The 18,399-nt window shown below is 73.6% G+C and carries 19 protein-coding genes; 11 read left to right on the forward strand and 8 right to left on the reverse strand.

All coding sequences use genetic code 11. The features are described from left to right. Positions 1–12: 12 nt before the first annotated feature. The 4 genes from K7I03_RS08045 to miaA form a co-directional block, all read right to left on the reverse strand. Positions 13–2,160 (reverse strand): RelA/SpoT family protein, encoded by a 2,148-nt coding sequence (locus K7I03_RS08045; RefSeq protein ID WP_185943339.1) that lies wholly within the window; start codon positions 2,158–2,160, stop codon positions 13–15. A 181-nt stretch (positions 2,161–2,341) separates the two neighbouring features. After that, the gene (gene dapF / locus K7I03_RS08050; RefSeq protein ID WP_185943340.1) at positions 2,342–3,226 is read right to left on the reverse strand and encodes a diaminopimelate epimerase; all 885 of its coding nucleotides are present in this window, start codon (positions 3,224–3,226) and stop codon (positions 2,342–2,344) included. A gap of 285 nt (positions 3,227–3,511) precedes the next feature. After that, a complete protein-coding gene (locus K7I03_RS08055; protein WP_185943381.1) occupies positions 3,512–3,970 on the reverse strand; it encodes a hypothetical protein in 459 nt (152 codons plus the stop codon). 106 nt (positions 3,971–4,076) lie between these two features. Then, a complete protein-coding gene (gene miaA, locus K7I03_RS08060) occupies positions 4,077–5,015 on the reverse strand; it encodes a tRNA (adenosine(37)-N6)-dimethylallyltransferase MiaA (protein WP_185943341.1) in 939 nt (312 codons plus the stop codon). 182 nt (positions 5,016–5,197) lie between these two features. Between miaA and K7I03_RS08065 the strand changes: the two genes are divergently transcribed. Together K7I03_RS08065 and K7I03_RS08070 are read left to right on the forward strand one after the other, a co-directional pair. After that, positions 5,198–5,470, forward strand: a complete 273-nt coding sequence (locus K7I03_RS08065; protein ID WP_185943342.1) for a hypothetical protein — start codon at positions 5,198–5,200, stop codon at positions 5,468–5,470. A 40-nt stretch (positions 5,471–5,510) separates the two neighbouring features. Continuing rightward, positions 5,511–5,771: an antitoxin gene (locus K7I03_RS08070; RefSeq protein WP_185943343.1), complete on the forward strand. Its 261-nt coding sequence runs from the start codon at positions 5,511–5,513 to the stop codon at positions 5,769–5,771. A gap of 230 nt (positions 5,772–6,001) precedes the next feature. Here K7I03_RS08070 and K7I03_RS08075 read toward each other — a convergent pair whose 3' ends face one another. Together K7I03_RS08075 and miaB are read right to left on the reverse strand one after the other, a co-directional pair. Beyond that, positions 6,002–6,715, reverse strand: coding sequence for a class III extradiol dioxygenase subunit B-like domain-containing protein (locus K7I03_RS08075; protein WP_185943344.1), 714 nt, complete (start codon positions 6,713–6,715; stop codon positions 6,002–6,004). 27 nt (positions 6,716–6,742) lie between these two features. Next, complete coding sequence (gene miaB / locus K7I03_RS08080; protein WP_185943345.1) at positions 6,743–8,266, reverse strand: tRNA (N6-isopentenyl adenosine(37)-C2)-methylthiotransferase MiaB; 1,524 nt, start codon at positions 8,264–8,266, stop codon at positions 6,743–6,745. Between the two features lie 199 nt (positions 8,267–8,465). Here miaB and K7I03_RS08085 point away from each other — a divergent pair, with 199 nt between their 5' ends. Further along, entirely contained in the window at positions 8,466–9,443 is a 978-nt protein-coding gene (locus K7I03_RS08085; RefSeq protein WP_224346948.1) for a TAXI family TRAP transporter solute-binding subunit, read from the forward strand. A 6-nt stretch (positions 9,444–9,449) separates the two neighbouring features. Here the strand turns inward: K7I03_RS08085 and K7I03_RS08090 are convergent, their stop codons facing one another. Then, positions 9,450–10,850 carry a sensor histidine kinase gene (locus K7I03_RS08090; protein ID WP_185943347.1) on the reverse strand — a complete coding sequence of 467 codons (1,401 nt, stop codon included), beginning with the start codon at positions 10,848–10,850 and terminating at the stop codon, positions 9,450–9,452. Positions 10,851–10,865: 15 nt separating this feature from the next. Continuing rightward, the gene (locus K7I03_RS08095; protein ID WP_185943348.1) at positions 10,866–11,570 is read right to left on the reverse strand and encodes a response regulator transcription factor; all 705 of its coding nucleotides are present in this window, start codon (positions 11,568–11,570) and stop codon (positions 10,866–10,868) included. A 266-nt stretch (positions 11,571–11,836) separates the two neighbouring features. On the opposite strand from K7I03_RS08095, the gene K7I03_RS08100 reads away from it, so the two are divergent. The 8 genes from K7I03_RS08100 (at position 11,837) to K7I03_RS08130 (ending at position 18,314) form a co-directional block, all read left to right on the forward strand. Further along, on the forward strand, positions 11,837–12,631 hold the full coding sequence (locus K7I03_RS08100; RefSeq protein ID WP_185943349.1) for an amino acid ABC transporter ATP-binding protein: 795 nt from the start codon (positions 11,837–11,839) through the stop codon (positions 12,629–12,631). Between the two features lie 73 nt (positions 12,632–12,704). Continuing rightward, positions 12,705–13,625: a glutamate ABC transporter substrate-binding protein gene (locus K7I03_RS08105; protein WP_185943350.1), complete on the forward strand. Its 921-nt coding sequence runs from the start codon at positions 12,705–12,707 to the stop codon at positions 13,623–13,625. A gap of 102 nt (positions 13,626–13,727) precedes the next feature. Beyond that, complete coding sequence (locus K7I03_RS08110) at positions 13,728–14,378, forward strand: amino acid ABC transporter permease (protein WP_185943351.1); 651 nt, start codon at positions 13,728–13,730, stop codon at positions 14,376–14,378. Beyond that, on the forward strand, positions 14,375–15,250 hold the full coding sequence (locus tag K7I03_RS08115; RefSeq protein ID WP_185943352.1) for an amino acid ABC transporter permease: 876 nt from the start codon (positions 14,375–14,377) through the stop codon (positions 15,248–15,250). Before K7I03_RS08110 ends, K7I03_RS08115 begins: the two co-directional genes overlap by 4 nt. A gap of 166 nt (positions 15,251–15,416) precedes the next feature. Next, the gene (locus tag K7I03_RS08120; protein WP_224346949.1) at positions 15,417–17,171 is read left to right on the forward strand and encodes an FAD-dependent oxidoreductase; all 1,755 of its coding nucleotides are present in this window, start codon (positions 15,417–15,419) and stop codon (positions 17,169–17,171) included. Between the two features lie 33 nt (positions 17,172–17,204). After that, positions 17,205–17,291, forward strand: coding sequence for a putative leader peptide (locus K7I03_RS34030; protein WP_313772161.1), 87 nt, complete (start codon positions 17,205–17,207; stop codon positions 17,289–17,291). Between the two features lie 106 nt (positions 17,292–17,397). After that, positions 17,398–17,943, forward strand: coding sequence for a cupin domain-containing protein (locus K7I03_RS08125; protein ID WP_185943382.1), 546 nt, complete (start codon positions 17,398–17,400; stop codon positions 17,941–17,943). Beyond that, a complete protein-coding gene (locus tag K7I03_RS08130) occupies positions 17,940–18,314 on the forward strand; it encodes a rhodanese-like domain-containing protein (RefSeq protein WP_185943353.1) in 375 nt (124 codons plus the stop codon). Before K7I03_RS08125 ends, K7I03_RS08130 begins: the two co-directional genes overlap by 4 nt. Positions 18,315–18,399 lie beyond the last annotated feature (85 nt).

The raw sequence follows: 18,399 nt of genomic DNA on the forward strand, positions 1-18,399 counted from the left end.
CGCCCGCTCCGGTCACAGGGGCGCGGCGGCGGGCCGGCCGGCGCGCCCCACGTCGTACACGCCGGGTACGCGGCGCATGGCGCGCATCAGGTCCGGAAGGTGCGAGGCGTCCGGGAGTTGGAGGGTGTACGTGTGGCGGACGCGCTGCTCGTGGGGTGGTTCGACGGCCGCCGAGATGACGGCGACGCCCTCCGCAGCGATGGCCTCGGTGAGGTCCGCGAGCAGGTGCGGGCGGCTGAACGACTCGGCGCGCAGGGTGACGCGGAAGTCCCCGGGCCCGGAGCCGTCGGGGCGGCGCCAGCGCACGGCGATCCGCCGCCGGCCGGCGGCGGTCATCCGCGCCACCGCCGGGCACTCGGCGCGGTGCACCGTCACGGCGCCGCCGCGGACGGCGAAGCCGGTGACCTCGTCCGGGGGCACGGGGGTGCAGCAGCCGGCCAGCCGCGCGCCGGCGTCGGCGAGGCCCGCCTCGGCGCAGCCGAGCACGACCGGTTCCCGGGCGGCGGGAGCCGGGCCGCGGGCGCCGGGCCGGGCGGCGGGGGGCAGGGACAGCGCGGGGCCGACGGGTCCGGCGGGGCCGTGGTCCGCCGCGGGGTCGGGCGCCGGGTGGGTGGCGAACCAGCGGCCGATGGCGATCCGGGCCGCGGGCGTACGGGCGTGCTCGCGCCAGTCGGGGGACGGCCCGGAGGCGGTGTCCGGGGACATCAGCAGCTGGAGGGTGTCGCCGTCGCGCAGGACCGTCCCGAGGGCGACCAGCCGCCCGTTGACCCGGGCGCCGATACAGGTGTGGCCGCCCTGCCCGTACTGCGCGTAGGCGGCGTCGACGCAGCTGGAGCCGGCGGGGAGGCCGATGGTGCCGCCGTCGGCGCGGAAGACGGTGATCTCCCGGTCCTGGGCGAGCTCGTCGCGGAGCGAGGTCCAGAAGGTGTCCGGGTCGGGGGCGGACCGCTGCCACTCCAGGAGGCGGGAGAGCCAGCCGGGGCGGGTGGGGTCGGCACGCTCGCCCTCGGCCGCGTCGGGGGCCTCGGCGGCGGCGTACGGATTGCCGAGGGCGATCACACCGGCCTCGGCGACCCGGTGCATCTGGTGGGTGCGGATGAGGACTTCGGCCACCTGGCCGGCCTCGCCGGCGATGGCGGTGTGCAGCGACTGGTAGAGGTTGAACTTGGGGACGGCGATGAAGTCCTTGAACTCCGAGATGTACGGGGTGAAGCAGGTGTGCAGCTCGCCCAGGACCGCGTAGCAGTCCGCGTCCTCCCCGACGAGGACGAGCAGCCGCCCCAGGTCCGAGCCCGTCACCTCGCCGCGCTTCAGCCGCACCCGGTGCACGGAGACGAAGTGCCGGGGCCGGACCTGCACTTCGGCGGTGACGCCGGCCTCGCGCAGGACCGCGCGCACCCGCGCCGCCGTGGCCTGGAGCGGGTCGGGGCGGCCGGCGTGGGCGAGGACGGCCTCCCGGGTGGCGGCGTACTCCTCGGGGTGGAGGATGGCGAAGACCAGGTCCTCCAGTTCGGCCTTGAGCACCTGGACGCCCAGCCGCTCGGCGAGCGGGATCAGCACGTCCCGCGTCACCTTGGCGATCCGCGCCTGTTTCTCGGGGCGCATCACACCGAGGGTGCGCATGTTGTGCAGCCGGTCGGCGAGCTTGATGGACATCACACGAACGTCGTTGCCGGTGGCCACCAGCATCTTGCGGAACGTCTCGGGCTCGGCCGCGGCGCCGTAGTCGACCTTCTCCAGCTTGGTGACCCCGTCGACGAGGAACCGCACCTCCGCGCCGAACAGCTCGCCCACCTGATCGAGCGTCACCTCGGTGTCCTCGACGGTGTCGTGCAGCAGGGAGGCCGTCAACGTCGTGGTCTCCGCGCCGAGTTCGGCGAGGATCAGGGTGACGGCGAGCGGGTGGGTGATGAACGGGCCGCCGCTCTTGCGCGTCTGCCCCCGGTGCGAGGACTCCGCGAACAGATAGGCGCGGCGCAGGAGGTCCAGATCGGCCCCGGGATGGTGGGCCCGGTGCGCCTTGGCGACGTGCTCCAGGGCGTCGGGGAGCCGGCCCCGGGCCCCCGAGCCGCCGAGCGCCGCGCGGCCCAGCCGTCTCAGGTCGATCCGGGGGCCGCGTTTACGGCGGCTGGGGCGTTCGTTCGTGGCCTCTGCGCTCATGGGCACCTCCGGCAGCGTCGACCGGCGGTCGGCTCACGCCGTCCGGGCCGGTGCTTGATGCTACCGACCCCATCACGCACCGCTCACCCCCTCTCGCGCAGAGTGAACCGGATCACCCATTCGAGGGAGGCGTTCATCCGGAAAACCGATGAGGCGGCTACGGTGTCCGGGCTCCGGACCGTCAGGAGGCGGTCAGCCAGGCGGTGTCGAAGTGCCCCTCGGCGACGATCACGGCCGGGCCGGTCATCTCGACCGTGCCGTCCGGGAGCTCGCCGATCACCAGCCGGCCGCCGGTAACGTCCACCGTGTAGGTGACGGGCCGCCCGTCGACGGCCGGGTCGGCGCCGTCGCGGCGGGCCGTCGCGACCATCACCGCGCAGGCGCCGGTGCCGCAGGAACGGGTCTCGCCGGAGCCGCGCTCGTGGACGCGCAGGGCGACGTGGCGCGGGCCGCGGTCGACGACGAACTCGACGTTGACCCCGTCCGGGTAGGCGTCCGCCGGGCTCACGGCGGGGGCGTCGTCCAGCTTGCCGGCGTGGGCGAGGTCCTCGACGAAGAGGACGGCGTGCGGGTTGCCCATGTTGACGTTGCGCGCGGGCCAGCTGCGATCGCCGACCGTCACGGTCACCTCGCCGGCGGGAAGGGCCGCCCGGCCCATGGAGACGGTGACGGGGCCCGGCTCGCCGTCGGGGCCGTCCTTGGCGATGTGCGCGCGGCGCACGCCCGCGCGGGTGGCGATGGCCAGGTCTCCCGCCTCGGCGAGCCCGGCCCGCTGGAGGTAGCGGGCGAAGACGCGGACGCCGTTGCCGCACATCTCGGCGACGCTGCCGTCGCTGTTGCGGTAGTCCATGAACCACTCGGCCTCGCCGGCCATCGCCCGCGCCTCGGGGTGCGCGGCGGACCGGACGACCCGCAGCACCCCGTCGGCGCCGATGCCGGCCCGGCGGTCGCAGAGCCGCGCGACGGCGGCCGGGGAGAGGTCGATCAGCCCGTCGTGGTCGGGGATGATCACGAAGTCGTTCTCGGTGCCGTGGCCCTTGAGGAAGGCGGTCTGCGCGGTGCTCACGTGTCGATGGTACGGCGGGTGGCGCCCCCGCCGTCCGGCGGTCCTACGCGGGCGGGCCCGGAGACCTCCGGCCGTCCCTTCCGGGACCTTGCAGCCTCCCGGCGGCCTCCGCCCCCGACGGCGCCCGGCACACGGACCACCTCCGGTCGGCGGACGCCGGGAGCCGACCGCGGTCGTTCCCGGAGCGGATCGACACCTGCCCGCCCTCCGCCGGCCGGCGACGACGGGGGGGAGCGGCCGTGTACGACGAGCCCGGCCGGCCCGCGCGACGGCTCGTCCGGTCCGTCAGCGCAGCCGCGCCACGCGCCAGACGGCCAGCACGGTCGCCAGGACGACCACGACGGTGTACGCGGCCACGTACCGCCAGTCCGGGCGCCGCCCGGAGCCGCGCGGCGGCAGGCCGGGCCAGGTGTAGCCGACGCGGCGGGCCGCCATCACGCCCCACCCGGCGGCGCAGCCGCAGATGAGCAGGCCGAGCATGGCGACGACCGGGCCGCCGTCGCCGACCTCGAAGGCGAGCGGGAAGGCGAACATCAAGGAGCCGGTCACGGCGAGGACGACGATCGGCGCCAGTTGCCAGACGCGGAGCCGGCGCGGGGGCCGCAGCTCGCGGAAGGACTCCGCCGTACCGCCGGCGCCCGGCTCCGGAGCGGAGCCGTCCGCGGCGTCGGGGCCGTCCGGGGTGAGGCCGCCGGGCCCGTCATCGAGCGGCTGCTGCGGTCTGTCACGAGGGCCGGCCTCCATCGCCACGCGCCCTCCCAACCGGACTTCACGGCTCGATCGAAGACTGATGATGGCACGGTCCGACAGACCCCGATGACACGTGGCGCGTCCCGATGCCATCACGTGATCAGGCTGTGACCGCCCGTTCGACCAACGCCAGCGCGAGTCCCGGGAGTTCCGCGCGCCGGTCGGCGGCGCCGCTGAGCCAGTGGACGCGGGAGTCGCGGCGGAACCAGGAGTCCTGCCGGCGCGCGAAACGCTTGGTGGCGCGCACGGTCTCGGCGCGCGCCTCCTCCTCGGTGCACTCGCCGGCGAGGAAGGCCAGCACCTGCTGGTACCCGAGCGCGCGCGACGCTGTGCGCCCCTCGCGCAGTCCGGCCCGCTCCAGTTCGCGCACCTCGTCGACCAGTCCGGCCTCCCACATGACGTCCACACGCCTGGTGATGCGCTCGTCCAGCTCGGGCCGCTCGACGTCGACGCCGATCTGCACGGCGTCGTAGACGGCCGTCTCGCCGGGCAGGTTGGCGGTGAACGGCTTCCCCGTGATCTCGATGACCTCCAGTGCCCGGACGATGCGGCGGCCGTTGCCGGGGAGGATGGCGCGGGCCGCGTCCGGGTCGGCGGCGGCCAGCCGGGCGTGCAGCGCGCCCGGCCCGAGCTCGGCCAGCTCGTCCTCCAGGCGGGAGCGGACGGCCGGGTCCGTGCCGGGGAACTCCAGGGCGTCGATGGCCCCCTTGATGTACAGGCCCGAGCCGCCGACGAGCACGGGCGTACGGCCCTCGGCCAGCAGCCGGTCGATCTCGGCGCGGGCCAGCCGCTGGTACCCGGCGACGCTCGCCGCCTCGGTGACGTCCCAGATGTCGAGCAGCCGGTGGGGGATCCCCTGCCGCTCCTCGGTCGTCAGCTTGGCGGTGCCGATGTCCATGCCGCGGTAGAGCTGCATGGAGTCGGCGTTGACGACCTCGCCGTCGAGGTGCCGCGCGAGCGCGACGCCGAGGTCGGACTTGCCGGCCGCGGTGGGACCTACGACGGCGATGACCTGCGGTGCGGGGGGTGCGTTTCTCACCCCACCAGTCTCGCAAACACCGGGCCTCCCCTCGAACGAGCGACGTGACGCGACGCTCCCGGTCTCGTTGCCTGTTGCGAGGTTCCGACCGCCGGTTCACGGGCCGGAGCCCGCGAGCGGCGCAATGGGACGCTCCGGGCGACCCGGGATTTCGCTCACACCAGTAAGGTAATGGAGTAGATATGGGCGTGTTTTCATGGCTTCGCCGCAAGCCGTCGCAGGCGTCAACGGAGGAGGCCGCGACGGACACCCTGACGGCGGAACCGGACGGCGGCGCCGGGACGGACGAGGCGGCCGACGAGAACGCGGCGGCCGCCGAGGCCGTCACGGCCGGCTCCACCGAGGAGACCGGGGCGGCCGAGGGTGGCGAGGGGGTCGAGGGCGTCGACATCCCGAAGCAGCAGTCCGCGGACGAGGCGGCGGACAGCGAGGCCGGTGAGGGCGCCCGCAAGTAGTGCGCGGACCGCGCGCGGAACGAAGCGAGGGGTAGGTGCCATGGGCCTGTTCGATGATCTCAAGGCCAAAATCGGTCCGGTGAAGGACAAGGTCGGCGGCCTCGTGCAGCAGCACGGGGACAAGATCGAGCAGGGGCTGGACAAGGCCGCGCGGATGGTCGACTCCAAGACCGACGGCAAGTACAGCAACCAGATCCGGACCGGTGCCGGCAAGGCCAAGGAGGCGCTCGGCCGGCTCGCCGAGGAGCCCAAGCCGGAGGGCCCCGGCGGCAAGGGCGGCGCCGGTTCCCCGGCGTCCTGACCCCTCGTCCGGGTCCCGGTTCTCGTCCGGGCCCGGGGGAACCCCGTACGGCGACGGCCGCGGAGCAGCTCGCTCCGCGGCCGTCGCCGTACGCGCGGGACGCCGTACGCGCGGGACGCGGCGGGCGGCGCTCGCCTCGGCCGGACGCCGTGGCCCGGCCGGACGCCCAGGACGCTCAGCCGCGGAAGCTCAGACCAGACCCTCAGGCCCGGATGCCCAGGACCAGACCCTCAGGACCAAACCGCGACGTGGTACCCCACGCCGTACGGCGCCTCCTCGTACAGCGGCCGCCCGCTCAGCCCCGCGCCCTCCGCCGCGCCCGCGAGCACCTGCCAGGCGGGCCGGCCGACGGCCTGCAGCTCACGGGCGGTCGCGGGGTCGAGGGCGGCGAGGGCGGCGGTGTCGGCGGAGCCCAGGGCCGCCGCCGAGGTGGCGTCGAAGCCCTCCGCCCGTTCGTCGAGGTAGCCGGGCGCCTTGACCGTGCGGCGGGCGCTGCCGTCGCCCATGACCAGCAGTGCCACGCGGCCTTCCGGGGCGGTCAGTTCACGGCCGGCGGCGAGGCAGTCGGCGGGGGTGAGCGACTCGGCCACGCCGAGGCCGGTCACCGGGGCGGCCGACCAGCCGGTGCGCTCCAGCAGCCAGGCGGCGACGGCCAACGACAGCGGCAGCGGCCGCCCGGCCGTACCGTCATCGCCCCGGCCCAGCCGGACGTCGAGGGCGACCCCGAAGCCGCGGAACGAACCGCCGGCGCCCTCGGCGTAGGACCCCGCACCGTCCTCGGCCGCGGGCCCGACCACCACGAGGCGGTCGGGCCGGGCCGCTGCCAGGACGGCGACGGCGTCCAGGCAGGCGGCCCGCAGCGGGTCGAGCTCCGGGGCGGCCCCGGCGGCGACCTCGGGTACGAGCAGCGGCGGGCAGGGGCACACGGCGGCGGCGACGAGCATGCTCGGAACCTTAAGCCCTCGCCGTGCTCAGTCGCAGCCGCAGCCCGCGGCGGCCGGGGCCGGGGACGGCGCGGGGGCGCCGATGGTCGGGATGCCGAGCAGCACGCCCTTCGGCTTCTCCGCGGCGGCGGCGTTGCGCTTCTCCCAGGCGTCGCCCGCGCGGGTGCGGCGCACGCCCTTCGCCGGGCCCTCGGCCAGCAGGTGGTGCGGGGCGGCGTAGGTGATCTCGACGGTGACGACGTCGCCGGGGCGCACGTCCTCGTCCGGCCTGGTGAAGTGGACGAGCCGGTTGTCGGGCGCCCGGCCGGAGAGCCGCCGCGTGGCGTCGTCCTTCCGGCCCTCGCCCTCGGCGACCAGGATCTCCAGCGTCCGGCCGACCTGCTTCTTGTTCTCCTCCCAGGAGATCTGCTCCTGGAGCTCCACCAGCCGCTCGTAGCGCGCCTGCACGACCTCCTTGGGGATCTGGCCGTCCATGGTCGCGGCGGGGGTGCCGGGGCGCTTGGAGTACTGGAAGGTGAACGCCTGGGCGAAGCGGGCCTCGCGGACCACGTGCATGGTCTGCTCGAAGTCCTCCTCGGTCTCGCCCGGGAAGCCGACGATGATGTCGGTGGAGATCGCGGCGTCCGGCATGGCGGCGCGCACCTTGTCGATGATGCCGAGGAAGCGCTCCTGGCGGTACGAGCGGCGCATCGCCTTCAGGACGGTGTCCGAGCCGGACTGGAGCGGCATGTGCAGCTGCGGCATCACGTTGGGCGTCTCGGCCATCGCGGCGATCACGTCGTCGGTGAAGTCGCGCGGGTGCGGCGAGGTGAAGCGGACGCGCTCCAGGCCCTCGATCTTCCCGCAGGCGCGCAGCAGCTTGGAGAACGCCTCGCGGTCGCCGATGTCGGAGCCGTAGGCGTTGACGTTCTGGCCGAGCAAGGTGATCTCGCTGACGCCCTCGGCGACCAGCGCCTCGACCTCGGCCAGGATGTCGCCGGGCCGGCGGTCCTTCTCCTTGCCGCGCAGCGCGGGGACGATGCAGAAGGTGCAGGTGTTGTTGCAGCCGACGGAGATCGAGACCCACGCGGCGTACGCGCTCTCGCGCCGGGTCGGGAGGGTCGACGGGAACGCCTCCAGGGACTCGGCGATCTCGACCTGCGCCTCCTCCTGGATCCGGGCGCGCTCCAGCAGGACGGGCAGCTTGCCGATGTTGTGCGTGCCGAAGACGACGTCGACCCACGGCGCCTTCTTGACGATGGTGTCGCGGTCCTTCTGCGCCAGGCAGCCGCCGACGGCGATCTGCATGCCGGGGCGCCGGGTCTTCATCGGGGCCAGCCGGCCGAGGTTGCCGTACAGCTTGTTGTCGGCGTTCTCGCGGACGGCGCAGGTGTTGAAGACGACGACGTCGGCGTCGCCCTCCGTGGTGTTCTCGGGGGCGCGGACGTAGCCCGCGTCCTCCAGCAGGCCGGAGAGCCGCTCGGAGTCATGGACGTTCATCTGGCACCCGTAGGTGCGGATGAGGTAGGTCTTGGTCGAGGGCACGTCGTGGCTCCGGTCGCTGCTGGTCATGCACACAAGGGTAGGCGGTGTCCCGGAGGACCTCTTCCGTGCCGGAACATCCCGCTCCGTTCCGGCTCCGCGACGGCCCCGCACCGCTGCCGGTTCCCTCCCGCGAAGCGCCCCGCGCCCTCCCGCGAAGAGCCTCGCGCGGGCCTGGCGTCCCCCGGCGCGCGCTGGCAGGATCCGCCCATGGCCCCCCCGTACCCCTTTGGTCAGGCGTCGCACCGTATGGGCGGGCGCCCTGTCCGCCGCCCTGCTCGCGCTGCTGACCTGGTCGCTGGCCGCCCCGCCCGAGGACCCGGTGCCCGGCGGCCGGATCACCGTCGCCACCGGGGTGCCGACCGGCGTCTACGCCAAGTACGGCGCCCTCCTCAAGGAGGACCTGCACCGCGACCTCCCGTCGCTGGACGTCCGCCTGCGGCTCAGCACCGGCTCCGTCGACAACCTGCGCCGGCTCACCACCGGCGACGCGGACTTCGCGATCGCGACCGCCGACGCCGCCGCGGACTACGTCGACAACGACCGTCCGGGCGGCGACCGGCTGCGCGCCTGCGCCCGCCTCTACGACGACTACATGCAGCTCGTGGTGCCGAGGGACGCCTCGGCCCAGTCGATCCGGGACCTCAAGGGACTCAAGGTCGGCGTGGGGGCCGAGGGCTCCGGGGTGCAGTTGATCACCAGGAGGCTGTTCCAGGCCGCCGGCCTGGACTTCACCAAGGACATCACCCCCGTCCAGGTCGGCATCGACCGGATGCCGGACCTCCTGGAGAAGGGCGACATCGACGCCTTCTTCTGGTCGGGCGGGCTGCCCACCAGCGCCGTCCTGTCGCTCAGCCGCCGGATGCCGGTGCGGCTCGTCCAGCTCGGCGACATGATCGGCCCGCTGCGCACCCTGGGCCGCGAGACGCGCTTCTACCGGGCCGCGGTGATGCCGGCGGACGCCTATCCGGCCATGCGGGCCACCGAGGTGGTGAAGACCATCGCGGTCGCGAACCTGCTCATCACCACCGAGGACACCGACGCCCACCTCACCGAGGGCGTGACCCGCACGGTGATAGCGAGCCGGGACCGGATCGGCCAGGTGGTGCACGCGGCGCAGCGGGTGGACCTGCGCACGGCGGTCTTCACCGATCCGCTGCCGCTGCACTCCGGGGCGCGGCGGTACTACGTGTCGACGAAACCCTGAGGCCGTTCAAGACCGTTCGCGCGGGACGTCGATGACGACCCGCAGTCCGTGCGGTTCGTTGCGCCCGTAGGCGATGCCCGCGCCGCCGGCCGTGAGCAGGGTGCGGGCGATGGAGAGGCCGAGGCCGGAGCCCGAGACGTTCTGGTGCCGGCCGCTGCGCCAGAAGCGGTCGCCGACGCGGGTGAGTTCCTCGTCCGTCAGGCCCGGGCCCTCGTCGGTGACGGTGACGACGACGCGGTCCCCCGCCGCCTCCAGGGCCACCTCGACCCGGGCGCCCTCCGGGGTGAACTTGAGGGCGTTGTCCACGACGGCGTCGAGCGCGCTGGACAGGGCGACGGGGTCGGCCCAGCCCGTGGCCGCCGCCGGGCCGGTGTAGGCCAGGGCGACGCCCTCCCGTTCGGCCACCGGCGACCACGCGCCCACCCGGTCGGTGACGAGCTCCGCGACGTCGGTCAGCTGGAGGTCGCTCGCGGCGTGTTCGGCGAGGGCGAGGTCGAGGAGGTCGTCCAGCACCCGGGCCAGCCGTTTGCCCTCGGTGCGCACGGAGGCGATCTCCTCGTGCCCGTCGGGCAGTTCCAGCGCCAGCAGCTCGATCCGCAGCAGCAGCGCCGCGAGCGGGTTGCGCAGCTGGTGCGAGGCGTCGGCGACGAAGGCGCGCTGCTGCTCCAGGGACTCCTCCACGTTGTCGGCCATCTCGTTGAACGAGCGGGCCAGCCGCCGGAGTTCCGGCGGCCCCTGGTCGGCCACCACCCGGGAGTTGAGGTGGCCGGTGGCCATGTTGTGCGCGGCGGCGTCCAGGGTGCGGACGGGCCGCAGCACCCAGCCGGTGAGCCGGAACGCGGCGGCGACGGCGAGCAGCATCGCCGCCGACTCCCCCGCCAGGATCAGCAGCCACTTGTGCAGGATCCAGGAGCGCATCGCCCCGGTGGGCGAGTCGGTGACGACGACCGCGACGACGTCGCCGTCGCGGATCACCGGTGAGGCGACGGTCAGCCGGCGGTGCTCCCAGGGCCAGACCTGCTCGGGGTCGTGGCTGCGCCGCCCGGCCAGCGCCTCCTGGAACGCCCGCCGCCCCTCCGCGTCGGGCGGGCCCTCCCAGCCGAGCGGGGCCGCGGCCATGGCGCTGCCGTTCCGGTTGAAGACACCGGCGTGTATGCCGTAGAGGTCCTCGTAGCGGTTGAGTTCGGCCCGCAGGGTGATCAGCCGCTCGTCCACGTCGGCGGGCGTCTCGAACGGCCGGGTGGCGACGTACTGGGCGAGCGCGGCGAACCGGGCGGTGTCGTCGATCCGGTCGACCACCAGGCGTTGCTGCTGCACATTGGCCAGGCCGGCGCCGAGCGGGAGGCCGAGGGCGAGCAGCACGCCGGCCATCAGGACGATGAGCAGGGGGAGGAGTCGGGCGCGCACGGGTGTGGCCGGCCGTCACGCCGAGGGGACGACGATTTTGTAGCCGACGCCCCTGACCGTCTCGATCAGGGCGGGCATGCGGAGTTTGCCCCGGAGCGACGCGATGTGCACCTCCAGCGTCCGGCCCGTCCCCTCCCAACTGGTCTGCCACACCTCGCTGATGATCTGCTCCCGGCGGAAGACGACGCCGGGCCGCTGCGCGAGCAGCGCCAGGAGGTCGAACTCCTTGCGGGTGAGCGGGACCGCCAGGCCGTCCACCGAGACGCGCCGCGTGGGGAGTTCGATGGTCAGGCCGCCCAGCCGCAGGGTGCTGCCCGGCACCTCGTCGGGGCCGGGGGCCGGACCCGGTTCCGGCGGGGTGCGCCGGGCGACGGCGTGGATGCGGGCCAGCAGCTCGCCGGTGTCGTACGGCTTGACGACGTAGTCGTCGGCCCCCAGGTTCAGCCCGTGGATCTTGGAGCGGGTGTCGGCCCGCGCGGTCACCATGATGACGGGGGTGCCGGTGCGCTTGCGGATCCTGCCGCACACCTCGAAGCCGTCCTGGTCGGGCAGGCCGAGGTCGAGCAGGACGACGCCGAACGGCGCGGCGTCGCCCGGCAGGAGGGCCTGGAGGGCCTCCTCGCCGTTGCGGGCGTGGGTGACGGCGAAGCCGTGCCGGGCCAGTACGGCCGACAGGGCCGCGGCGACGTGGTCGTCGTCCTCCACCAGCAGCAGTCTCACTCGTCCTCCGTCCACGCCCGCCCCCGCCTCGTGGGGTGACACCGCATCCACTCCGATGGACGCGGCGCGCGTCAAGGGGGTGCGGCCCGGCCGGGGGCTTCCGTTATGCAGCCGGTACGCCCCCGCACGCGCTTCGCGCCCCCCTCACCCTCGGTGTCCAGCCGCAGCCGGATCGTTATGCTCAATTTCAGCTCAGATGTAATGACGCTGGTCGGGGCGGCTCACTACTGTCCTCTCATTCGAGGAGGACGGAGCGAGGAACGCCGATGAGCGAAGCACCGGTGACCAAGGACGCCACGGCCGCCGAGGGCACCGCCCCCGCGGGGGACCCCCTGGTCGTCCTGGACAAGGTCAACAAGCACTTCGGACAGTTGCACGTCCTTCAGGACATCGACCTCACCATCGCCCGCGGCGAGGTGGTCGTCGTCATCGGCCCGTCCGGTTCCGGGAAGTCGACGCTGTGCCGGACGATCAACCGGCTGGAGACCACGGACTCCGGGTCGATCACCATCGACGGCCGGCCGCTGCCCCAGGAGGGCCGGGAGCTGGCGCGGCTGCGCGCCGACGTGGGCATGGTCTTCCAGTCCTTCAACCTGTTCGCGCACAAGACCGTGCTGGACAACGTGACGCTGGGCCAGGTCAAGGTGCGCAAGAAGGACCGCAGGTCGGCCGAGGCCACCGCGCGCACCCTCCTCGACCGGGTCGGCGTCGGCGCCCAGGCGGACAAGTACCCGGCCCAGCTCTCCGGCGGCCAGCAGCAGCGCGTGGCCATCGCCCGCGCGCTCGCCATGGACCCCAAGGTGATGCTCTTCGACGAGCCGACCTCCGCCCTGGACCCGGAGATGATCAACGAGGTGCTGGAGGTCATGCAGCAGCTCGCCCGGGACGGGATGACGATGGTCGTCGTCACCCACGAGATGGGCTTCGCCCGCTCCGCCGCCAACCGCGTGGTCTTCATGGCCGACGGCCGCATCGTCGAGGAGGCGCGGCCGGACAGCTTCTTCAGCAACCCGCGCAGCGACCGGGCCAAGGACTTCCTCTCCAAGATCCTCCACCACTGAGCCCCTCCCCTCACCCCACCCCCACGCCGTCCTCCCGCAGGGCGAACACCCGCCGACACAAAGGATGTTCACGATGAAGCTCCGGAAGACCGCCGCCGTGGCCGCCGTGGTGGTGGCGCTGGCCGCGTCCGCGACCGCCTGCGGCAAGGACCGCGACACCGACGACAAGAAGGCCGACCCCGGAGCCGGCTCCTCGGCCCCCGCGGTCCCGACCTACAAGGTCAACACGGCGGCCGACGTGAAGGGTTCGCCGGTCTTCGAGAAGATCAAGGGCAAGAAGATCACCATCGGCACCAAGGCCGACCAGCCCTTCCTCGGCTTCGAGAACCCCAGCGACAAGACGCGGTCCGGCTTCGACGTGGAGATCGCCCGGATGATCGCGGCGGACCTCGGCTTCGACAAGGACCACATCGAGTTCAAGACGGTGCCCTCGGAGTCCCGCGAGACCCAGATCGCCAACGGCGGCGTCGACCTCTACGTCGGCACGTACACGATCAACGACGAGCGCAAGAAGCAGATCGACTTCGGCGGCCCGTACTACATCGCCGGCCAGGACCTGCTCGTCAAGAAGGACAGCGACATCAAGGGCCCGGACGACGTCAAGGGCAAGAAGGTCTGCTCGGCCACCGGCTCCACCCCGCTCAAGCGGATCAAGGAGGCCAAGTACGGCGCCAAGGAGGTCAAGGCCCAGCAGGGGTACCAGCTCTGCGTGCAGGAGCTGATCAACGGCACGGTGGACGCGGTCACCACGGACGACGCGATCCTCAAGGGCTACGCCGCGCAGAACAAGGGCGCGCTCAAGGTCGTCGGCAGCCCGTTCTCCAAGGAGCCGTACGGCGTCGGCCTGAAGAAGGGCGACAAGGCGCTGCGCGACGCGGTGAACAACGCCCTGGAGGCGCACATGAAGAACGGCGACTGGAAGAAGGCGTACGACGCCACCCTGGGCCTGTCGGGCACGGCCGCCCAGGAGCCGCCCGCCGTCGACCGGTACTGACGCGTACTGACGCCACCGATTGCCGCCTGCCGGGCCGCCCCGGCCCCCTGAGCCGGGGCCGGGGCCCCGGGGACGACCGCCACGCGATTCCGGAGAAGTGACTTGAACGTTCTGACGGACCACTTCGCGGAGTTCCGCGAAGGCTTCCTCAACACCGTCGAGCTGACGGTGCTGAGCGCACTGCTGGCCCTGGTGCTGGGCACCCTGATCGCCGCCTTCCGGGTATCTCCGGTGCCCGCGCTGCGCGTCTTCGGCACGACCTGGGTGACGCTGCTGCGCAACACCCCGCTCGTGCTCCTCTTCCTCGCCGTGACCCTCGGCCTGCCGGCGCTGGGCCTCAAGGGCTGGGACTCGTTCTGGCTCGCGGTGCTGGCGCTGGGCTGCTACACCTCGGCGTTCATCTGCGAGGCCATCCGCTCGGGCATCAACACCGTGCCGATGGGACAGGCGGAGGCCGCCCGCTCGATCGGGATGACGTTCAGCCAGACGCTGAGCCAGGTCGTCCTCCCGCAGGCCCTGCGGACCGCGATACCCCCGATCGGCAGCCTGATGATCGCGCTGACCAAGAACACGGCCATCGCCTCGGGCTTCAACGTCGCCGAACTCGGGGCCCTCCAGAAGCAGCTCAACGCGGACGAGGGGTACAACATCTACGTCATCTTCCTCTGGATCGCCCTCGGCTACCTCATCGTCACCTTCGTCATCAGCGGCCTCTTCCGACTGCTGGAGAGCCGGATGGCGGTGGCCCGATGAGCACCAACGTCCTCTTCGACGCCCCCGGCCCCAAGGCCCGCGTCCGCAACCGCGTCTACGGCGTCCTCGCGGCCCTCGCGATCCTCGGCCTGATCGCGTTCATCCTCCACCGGCTGGACGTCACCGGGCAGTTCCAGCACGGCCTGTGGGACACGTACCAGTACAACGACACACAGGAACGCATCGTCGAGGGCCTGCTGACGACCCTCAAGACGTTCGCCATCGCCGCGGTCCTCTCGCTCGCCCTCGGCACGCTACTCGCCACCGGACGGCTCTCCGACCACGCGCCGGTGCGCTGGGCGGCCACCGTGCTGGTGGAGTTCTTCCGCGCGATGCCGCTGCTCATCATGATCTTCCTGCTGTACGCGGCGTTCTTCACCACCGAGCCCATGTGGGCCCTGGTCATCGGCCTGACCCTGTACAACGGCTCGGTCCAGGCGGAGATCTTCCGGTCCGGCATCAAGGCCCTCCCCAAGGGCCAGAGCGAGGCCGCCTACGCCATCGGGCTGCGCAAGACCCAGGTGATGACGGGCATCCTCGTCCCGCAGGCCGTCCGCTCGATGCTGCCGTCGATCATCAGCCAGCTCGTGGTGACGCTCAAGGACACCTCGCTCGGCTTCATCATCCTCTACGAGGAACTGCTCTTCGTGGGCAAGTCGTTCGCGCAGCAGCAGGAGCCGGTGGGCGGGGTCTACCCGTTCATCCCGATGGTCATCGTCTTCGGTTCGATCTACATCCTGCTCTGCCTCGCCCTGTCCGGCATCGCCAACTGGATCGAACGGCGCACGAAGCGCTCCCGCAAGGGCGCCCCTCCCGCTCCCCCCGTGACCGCGGACCTCGGGAACGCCACCGGGGCAGGTCCGGCCGCCTGACCGGGTGGTGCCCCGGTGGCGCACGACGGCTCCCGGTCCCCCCGCGGACCGGGGGGCGTACGCCACCGGCGCGCCGCCGGGGGACCACTGATCACTTGACGCAAGCACCGGCAATGGGTTGCATACGTTCTGTGATCGCGCTCCGTCTCCTCACCACCCTCGCGCCGTGGACCCGGTGACCGTCGTCGGGGCCGGACCCGTCGGCCTCGCGCTCGCCCTGGCCCTCTCCCGTCACGAGGTGCCCGTCGTCGTCCTCGACGAGAGACCGGCCGGCGACGCGGACCTCGCCGAGCGGCGGCTCGCCCGGACGGCCGTGCTGCGGCCGGACACCGCCGCGATGCTGGAGCGGCTCGGCTGCACCACGGCGGAGGGTGCCCGCTGGACGGGCTGGCGCACCCTGCGCCGGCGGTCGACGGTGGCCCGGGTGGCCTTCACCGGCCCGGACGCGGGCAAGGAAATACCGGCGGACGAAGGGGCGTTCGCCCCCGACGACGAGCACGCGCCCGACGCGGAGGTGCCGGACGGCGGCCCCGGCGAACCGCCGCCCCTGCACCTGCCGCAGCACGCACTGGTCCGCGAACTGCGGGCGGCGCTGGCCGCCCACGAGACCGCGCGGATCGTCCCCGACAGCCGGGTGACGGCGCTCCGGCAGGACGGTGGCGGGGTCACCGTGGAGACCCAGCGCGGGGTGGCGTGGCGGGCGAGCCACCTGGTCGGCTGCGACGGCGCGCGGTCCACCGTGCGCAAACTGCTGGACGCGCGCTTCCCCGGGCGCACCAACGTCGAGCGGTACGCCGTCGCGGCGCTGCGCACCGAGCTGCCGTGGCCCGGCGAGGCCGTGCTGCAGCGGTCGCCGCTGCGCGGCGTGGAGGTGACGGCCCGTCCGCTGCCGGACGGGGTGTGGCGGCTCGACTGGCTGCTGCCGCCGGACGGCGGACTGGTCACCCCGGAGGCCCTGTTGGGCCACATCCACGATTCGCTGGGCGCGTGGTGCGGGGACGTGCCCCCCTACGAGCTCCTGGACACCGGCGTGTACGCCGTGCACCACCGCCTCGCGCGCCGCTGGCGCATCGGGCGCGCCTTCCTCGCCGGGGACGCCGCGCATCTGCTGGGCACCTTCGGCACCCAGGGGCTGGACGAGGGCCTGCGGGACGCCGGGAACCTGGCCTGGAAGCTCGCCCTCGCCTGGCACCACGGCGCCTCGGAGGCGCTGCTCGACAGCTACGAGGAGGAGCGCAGGGAGGCGGTCGGCTGCCTGCTGCGGTCCGCCGACCGGGCGCTGCCCGCGGTCCGGGGCACGGGCGGCTGGCGCGCGGTCCGGCGGAGCGTCGTGCCGGGCTCCGTGCGCGGCCACGACGCGATTCTGACGGAGGGTCATCTGGGGCGGGGGGAACTGGCCGGTCCGGTGCTGTACGGCCGTACGCCCCTGGCACCCGCGACGCCGCCCGACGGCTCGGTGCCCGTCGGCACCCCGGTCGGGGCCCCGGTGGAGGACGTGCCCGTGACCGCGCCGGACGGGTCGTCGGTCCGGCTGCACGACCGGCTCGACGGCGATCTGCTGGTGGTGCTGATCGCCCCGGGGACGGGGGTCTGGGAGCGCCGGCACTGGCTCGGCGCGGGGCTGATGCCCGGCCTCGCCGCCGCCGTGGAAGGGCTGCCGATGCGGGCCGAACTGCTGGTGGCGGAGGGGTATCCGGGGGCCGCGGCGCACACGGTGCTGGTGGTCCGGCCGGACGGATATCTGGTGGCCGCGCTCTCCGGGGTGCGGCCCGCCGAGCTCTCCGCGTGCGCGGACGCCACCCGCGGCGGCGCCCCGGAATTGGGGCCGGCGACGGGGACGGAACTCGTGAAGGAGACGGCCGACGGGCCCGCGGGGGACGCCGTGGAGGCGGCCGTCCGTGAGGCTCCGGCCAAGCGTTGACCCGAGTGGACGGTCGATGGTTCACTCCGGAACGTGACTGACGGAGGCGCGCGTTTCTGGCGGAGGGTCCATGTGGACCTGCTCCGCTACGCGGGCTGTGTCTGTCGTCCGTCCTGCTGATCCGCTGCCACCCCGCGCCGCCCATGGCCGGCCCGGGTGCCCGCTTCGCGCGCACTCCGGGCCACGGCGCGCTCCTCCGCGATCTTCCAGGACGGTTCCGTTGCCTCTGTCTCCCTCCGCATCTTCCCCCGCTTGCCCCGCGTCTCCTCCCGCCCGGGCCGGCGCGCCCTCCGCGGCCGAACTCCTCGCTTTCGTCCGGGAGGTGGCCGCCGACGCGACCCTCGTCTCCTCGCTCCCCCTCGACCCCGCCGGCCGCACCTGGATCCGGCTGGACGGGCCGGGCGGCTGCGAGGCGTGGCTCATCGGCTGGCCGCCCGGCGCCGGTACCGGCTGGCACGACCACGGCGGCTCGCACGGCGCCTTCGTCACCGCCCAGGGCGCCCTGACCGAACAGTCGCTCGCCGCCCGGCTGCCCACCGAGGGGTGGAAGACGCTGGAACTGGCGGACGGCGTCGACCGCGAACGCCGGCTCGCCGACCGGGACGGCCGGGCGTTCGGCCCGCACCACGTCCATCAGGTCTTCAACGCGGAGGCCGGGCACGCGGTGTCCGCGCACGCCTACTACCCACCGCTGCCGATGATGCGGCGCTACAGCAGGACCGGGCCGGTCCTGCGGCTCGAACAGGTCGAGTGGCCGGAGGAGTGGGCATGAGAGTCGAGGAACTGCTCGCCGCCGCCCGCGCGGAACTGGACCGGCTGTCCCCGGCCGAGGCCGCCGACGTCCAGGCGCACGGCGGACTGCTGGTGGACATCCGCTACGCCGCCCTGCGGGAGCGCGACGGCACGATCCCCGGCGCGCTGGTCGTGGAGCGCAACGAACTGGAGTGGCGCCTCGACCCCGACTGCGAGCACCGGGCGCCGGAGGCCACCGGCCACGACCTGCCGGTGGTGGTCGTCTGCGACGAGGGGTACGCCTCGTCGCTGGCCGCCGTCTCCCTGCGGCGGCTGGGCCTGCACCGGGCCACCGACCTGACCGGCGGCTTCCGGGCATGGCGGGCGGCGGGGCTGCCGGTGGCACGCTGACACGGGTGCGTGACTCGGGTCCGGGCGGTTCGGGTGCCACCGACCGCGCGGTCCGCGTCGCCGCCGCCCGTGACGGCACGGCTCC

Source organism: Streptomyces mobaraensis (genome assembly GCF_020099395.1).
Taxonomy (GTDB): domain Bacteria; phylum Actinomycetota; class Actinomycetes; order Streptomycetales; family Streptomycetaceae; genus Streptomyces.

Coding starts and splice junctions, on each gene's coding strand:
- K7I03_RS08115 (WP_185943352.1), top strand. CDS start 14,375: ATGAGCACCAACGTCCTCTTCGACGCCCCCGGCCCCAAGGCCCGCGTC.
- K7I03_RS08100 (WP_185943349.1), top strand. CDS start 11,837: ATGAGCGAAGCACCGGTGACCAAGGACGCCACGGCCGCCGAGGGCACC.
- K7I03_RS08075 (WP_185943344.1), bottom strand. CDS start 6,715: ATGCTCGTCGCCGCCGCCGTGTGCCCCTGCCCGCCGCTGCTCGTACCC.
- K7I03_RS08105 (WP_185943350.1), top strand. CDS start 12,705: ATGAAGCTCCGGAAGACCGCCGCCGTGGCCGCCGTGGTGGTGGCGCTG.
- K7I03_RS08065 (WP_185943342.1), top strand. CDS start 5,198: ATGGGCGTGTTTTCATGGCTTCGCCGCAAGCCGTCGCAGGCGTCAACG.
- K7I03_RS08130 (WP_185943353.1), top strand. CDS start 17,940: ATGAGAGTCGAGGAACTGCTCGCCGCCGCCCGCGCGGAACTGGACCGG.
- miaB (WP_185943345.1), bottom strand. CDS start 8,266: ATGACCAGCAGCGACCGGAGCCACGACGTGCCCTCGACCAAGACCTAC.
- K7I03_RS08045 (WP_185943339.1), bottom strand. CDS start 2,160: ATGAGCGCAGAGGCCACGAACGAACGCCCCAGCCGCCGTAAACGCGGC.
- K7I03_RS08055 (WP_185943381.1), bottom strand. CDS start 3,970: ATGGAGGCCGGCCCTCGTGACAGACCGCAGCAGCCGCTCGATGACGGG.
- K7I03_RS08070 (WP_185943343.1), top strand. CDS start 5,511: ATGGGCCTGTTCGATGATCTCAAGGCCAAAATCGGTCCGGTGAAGGAC.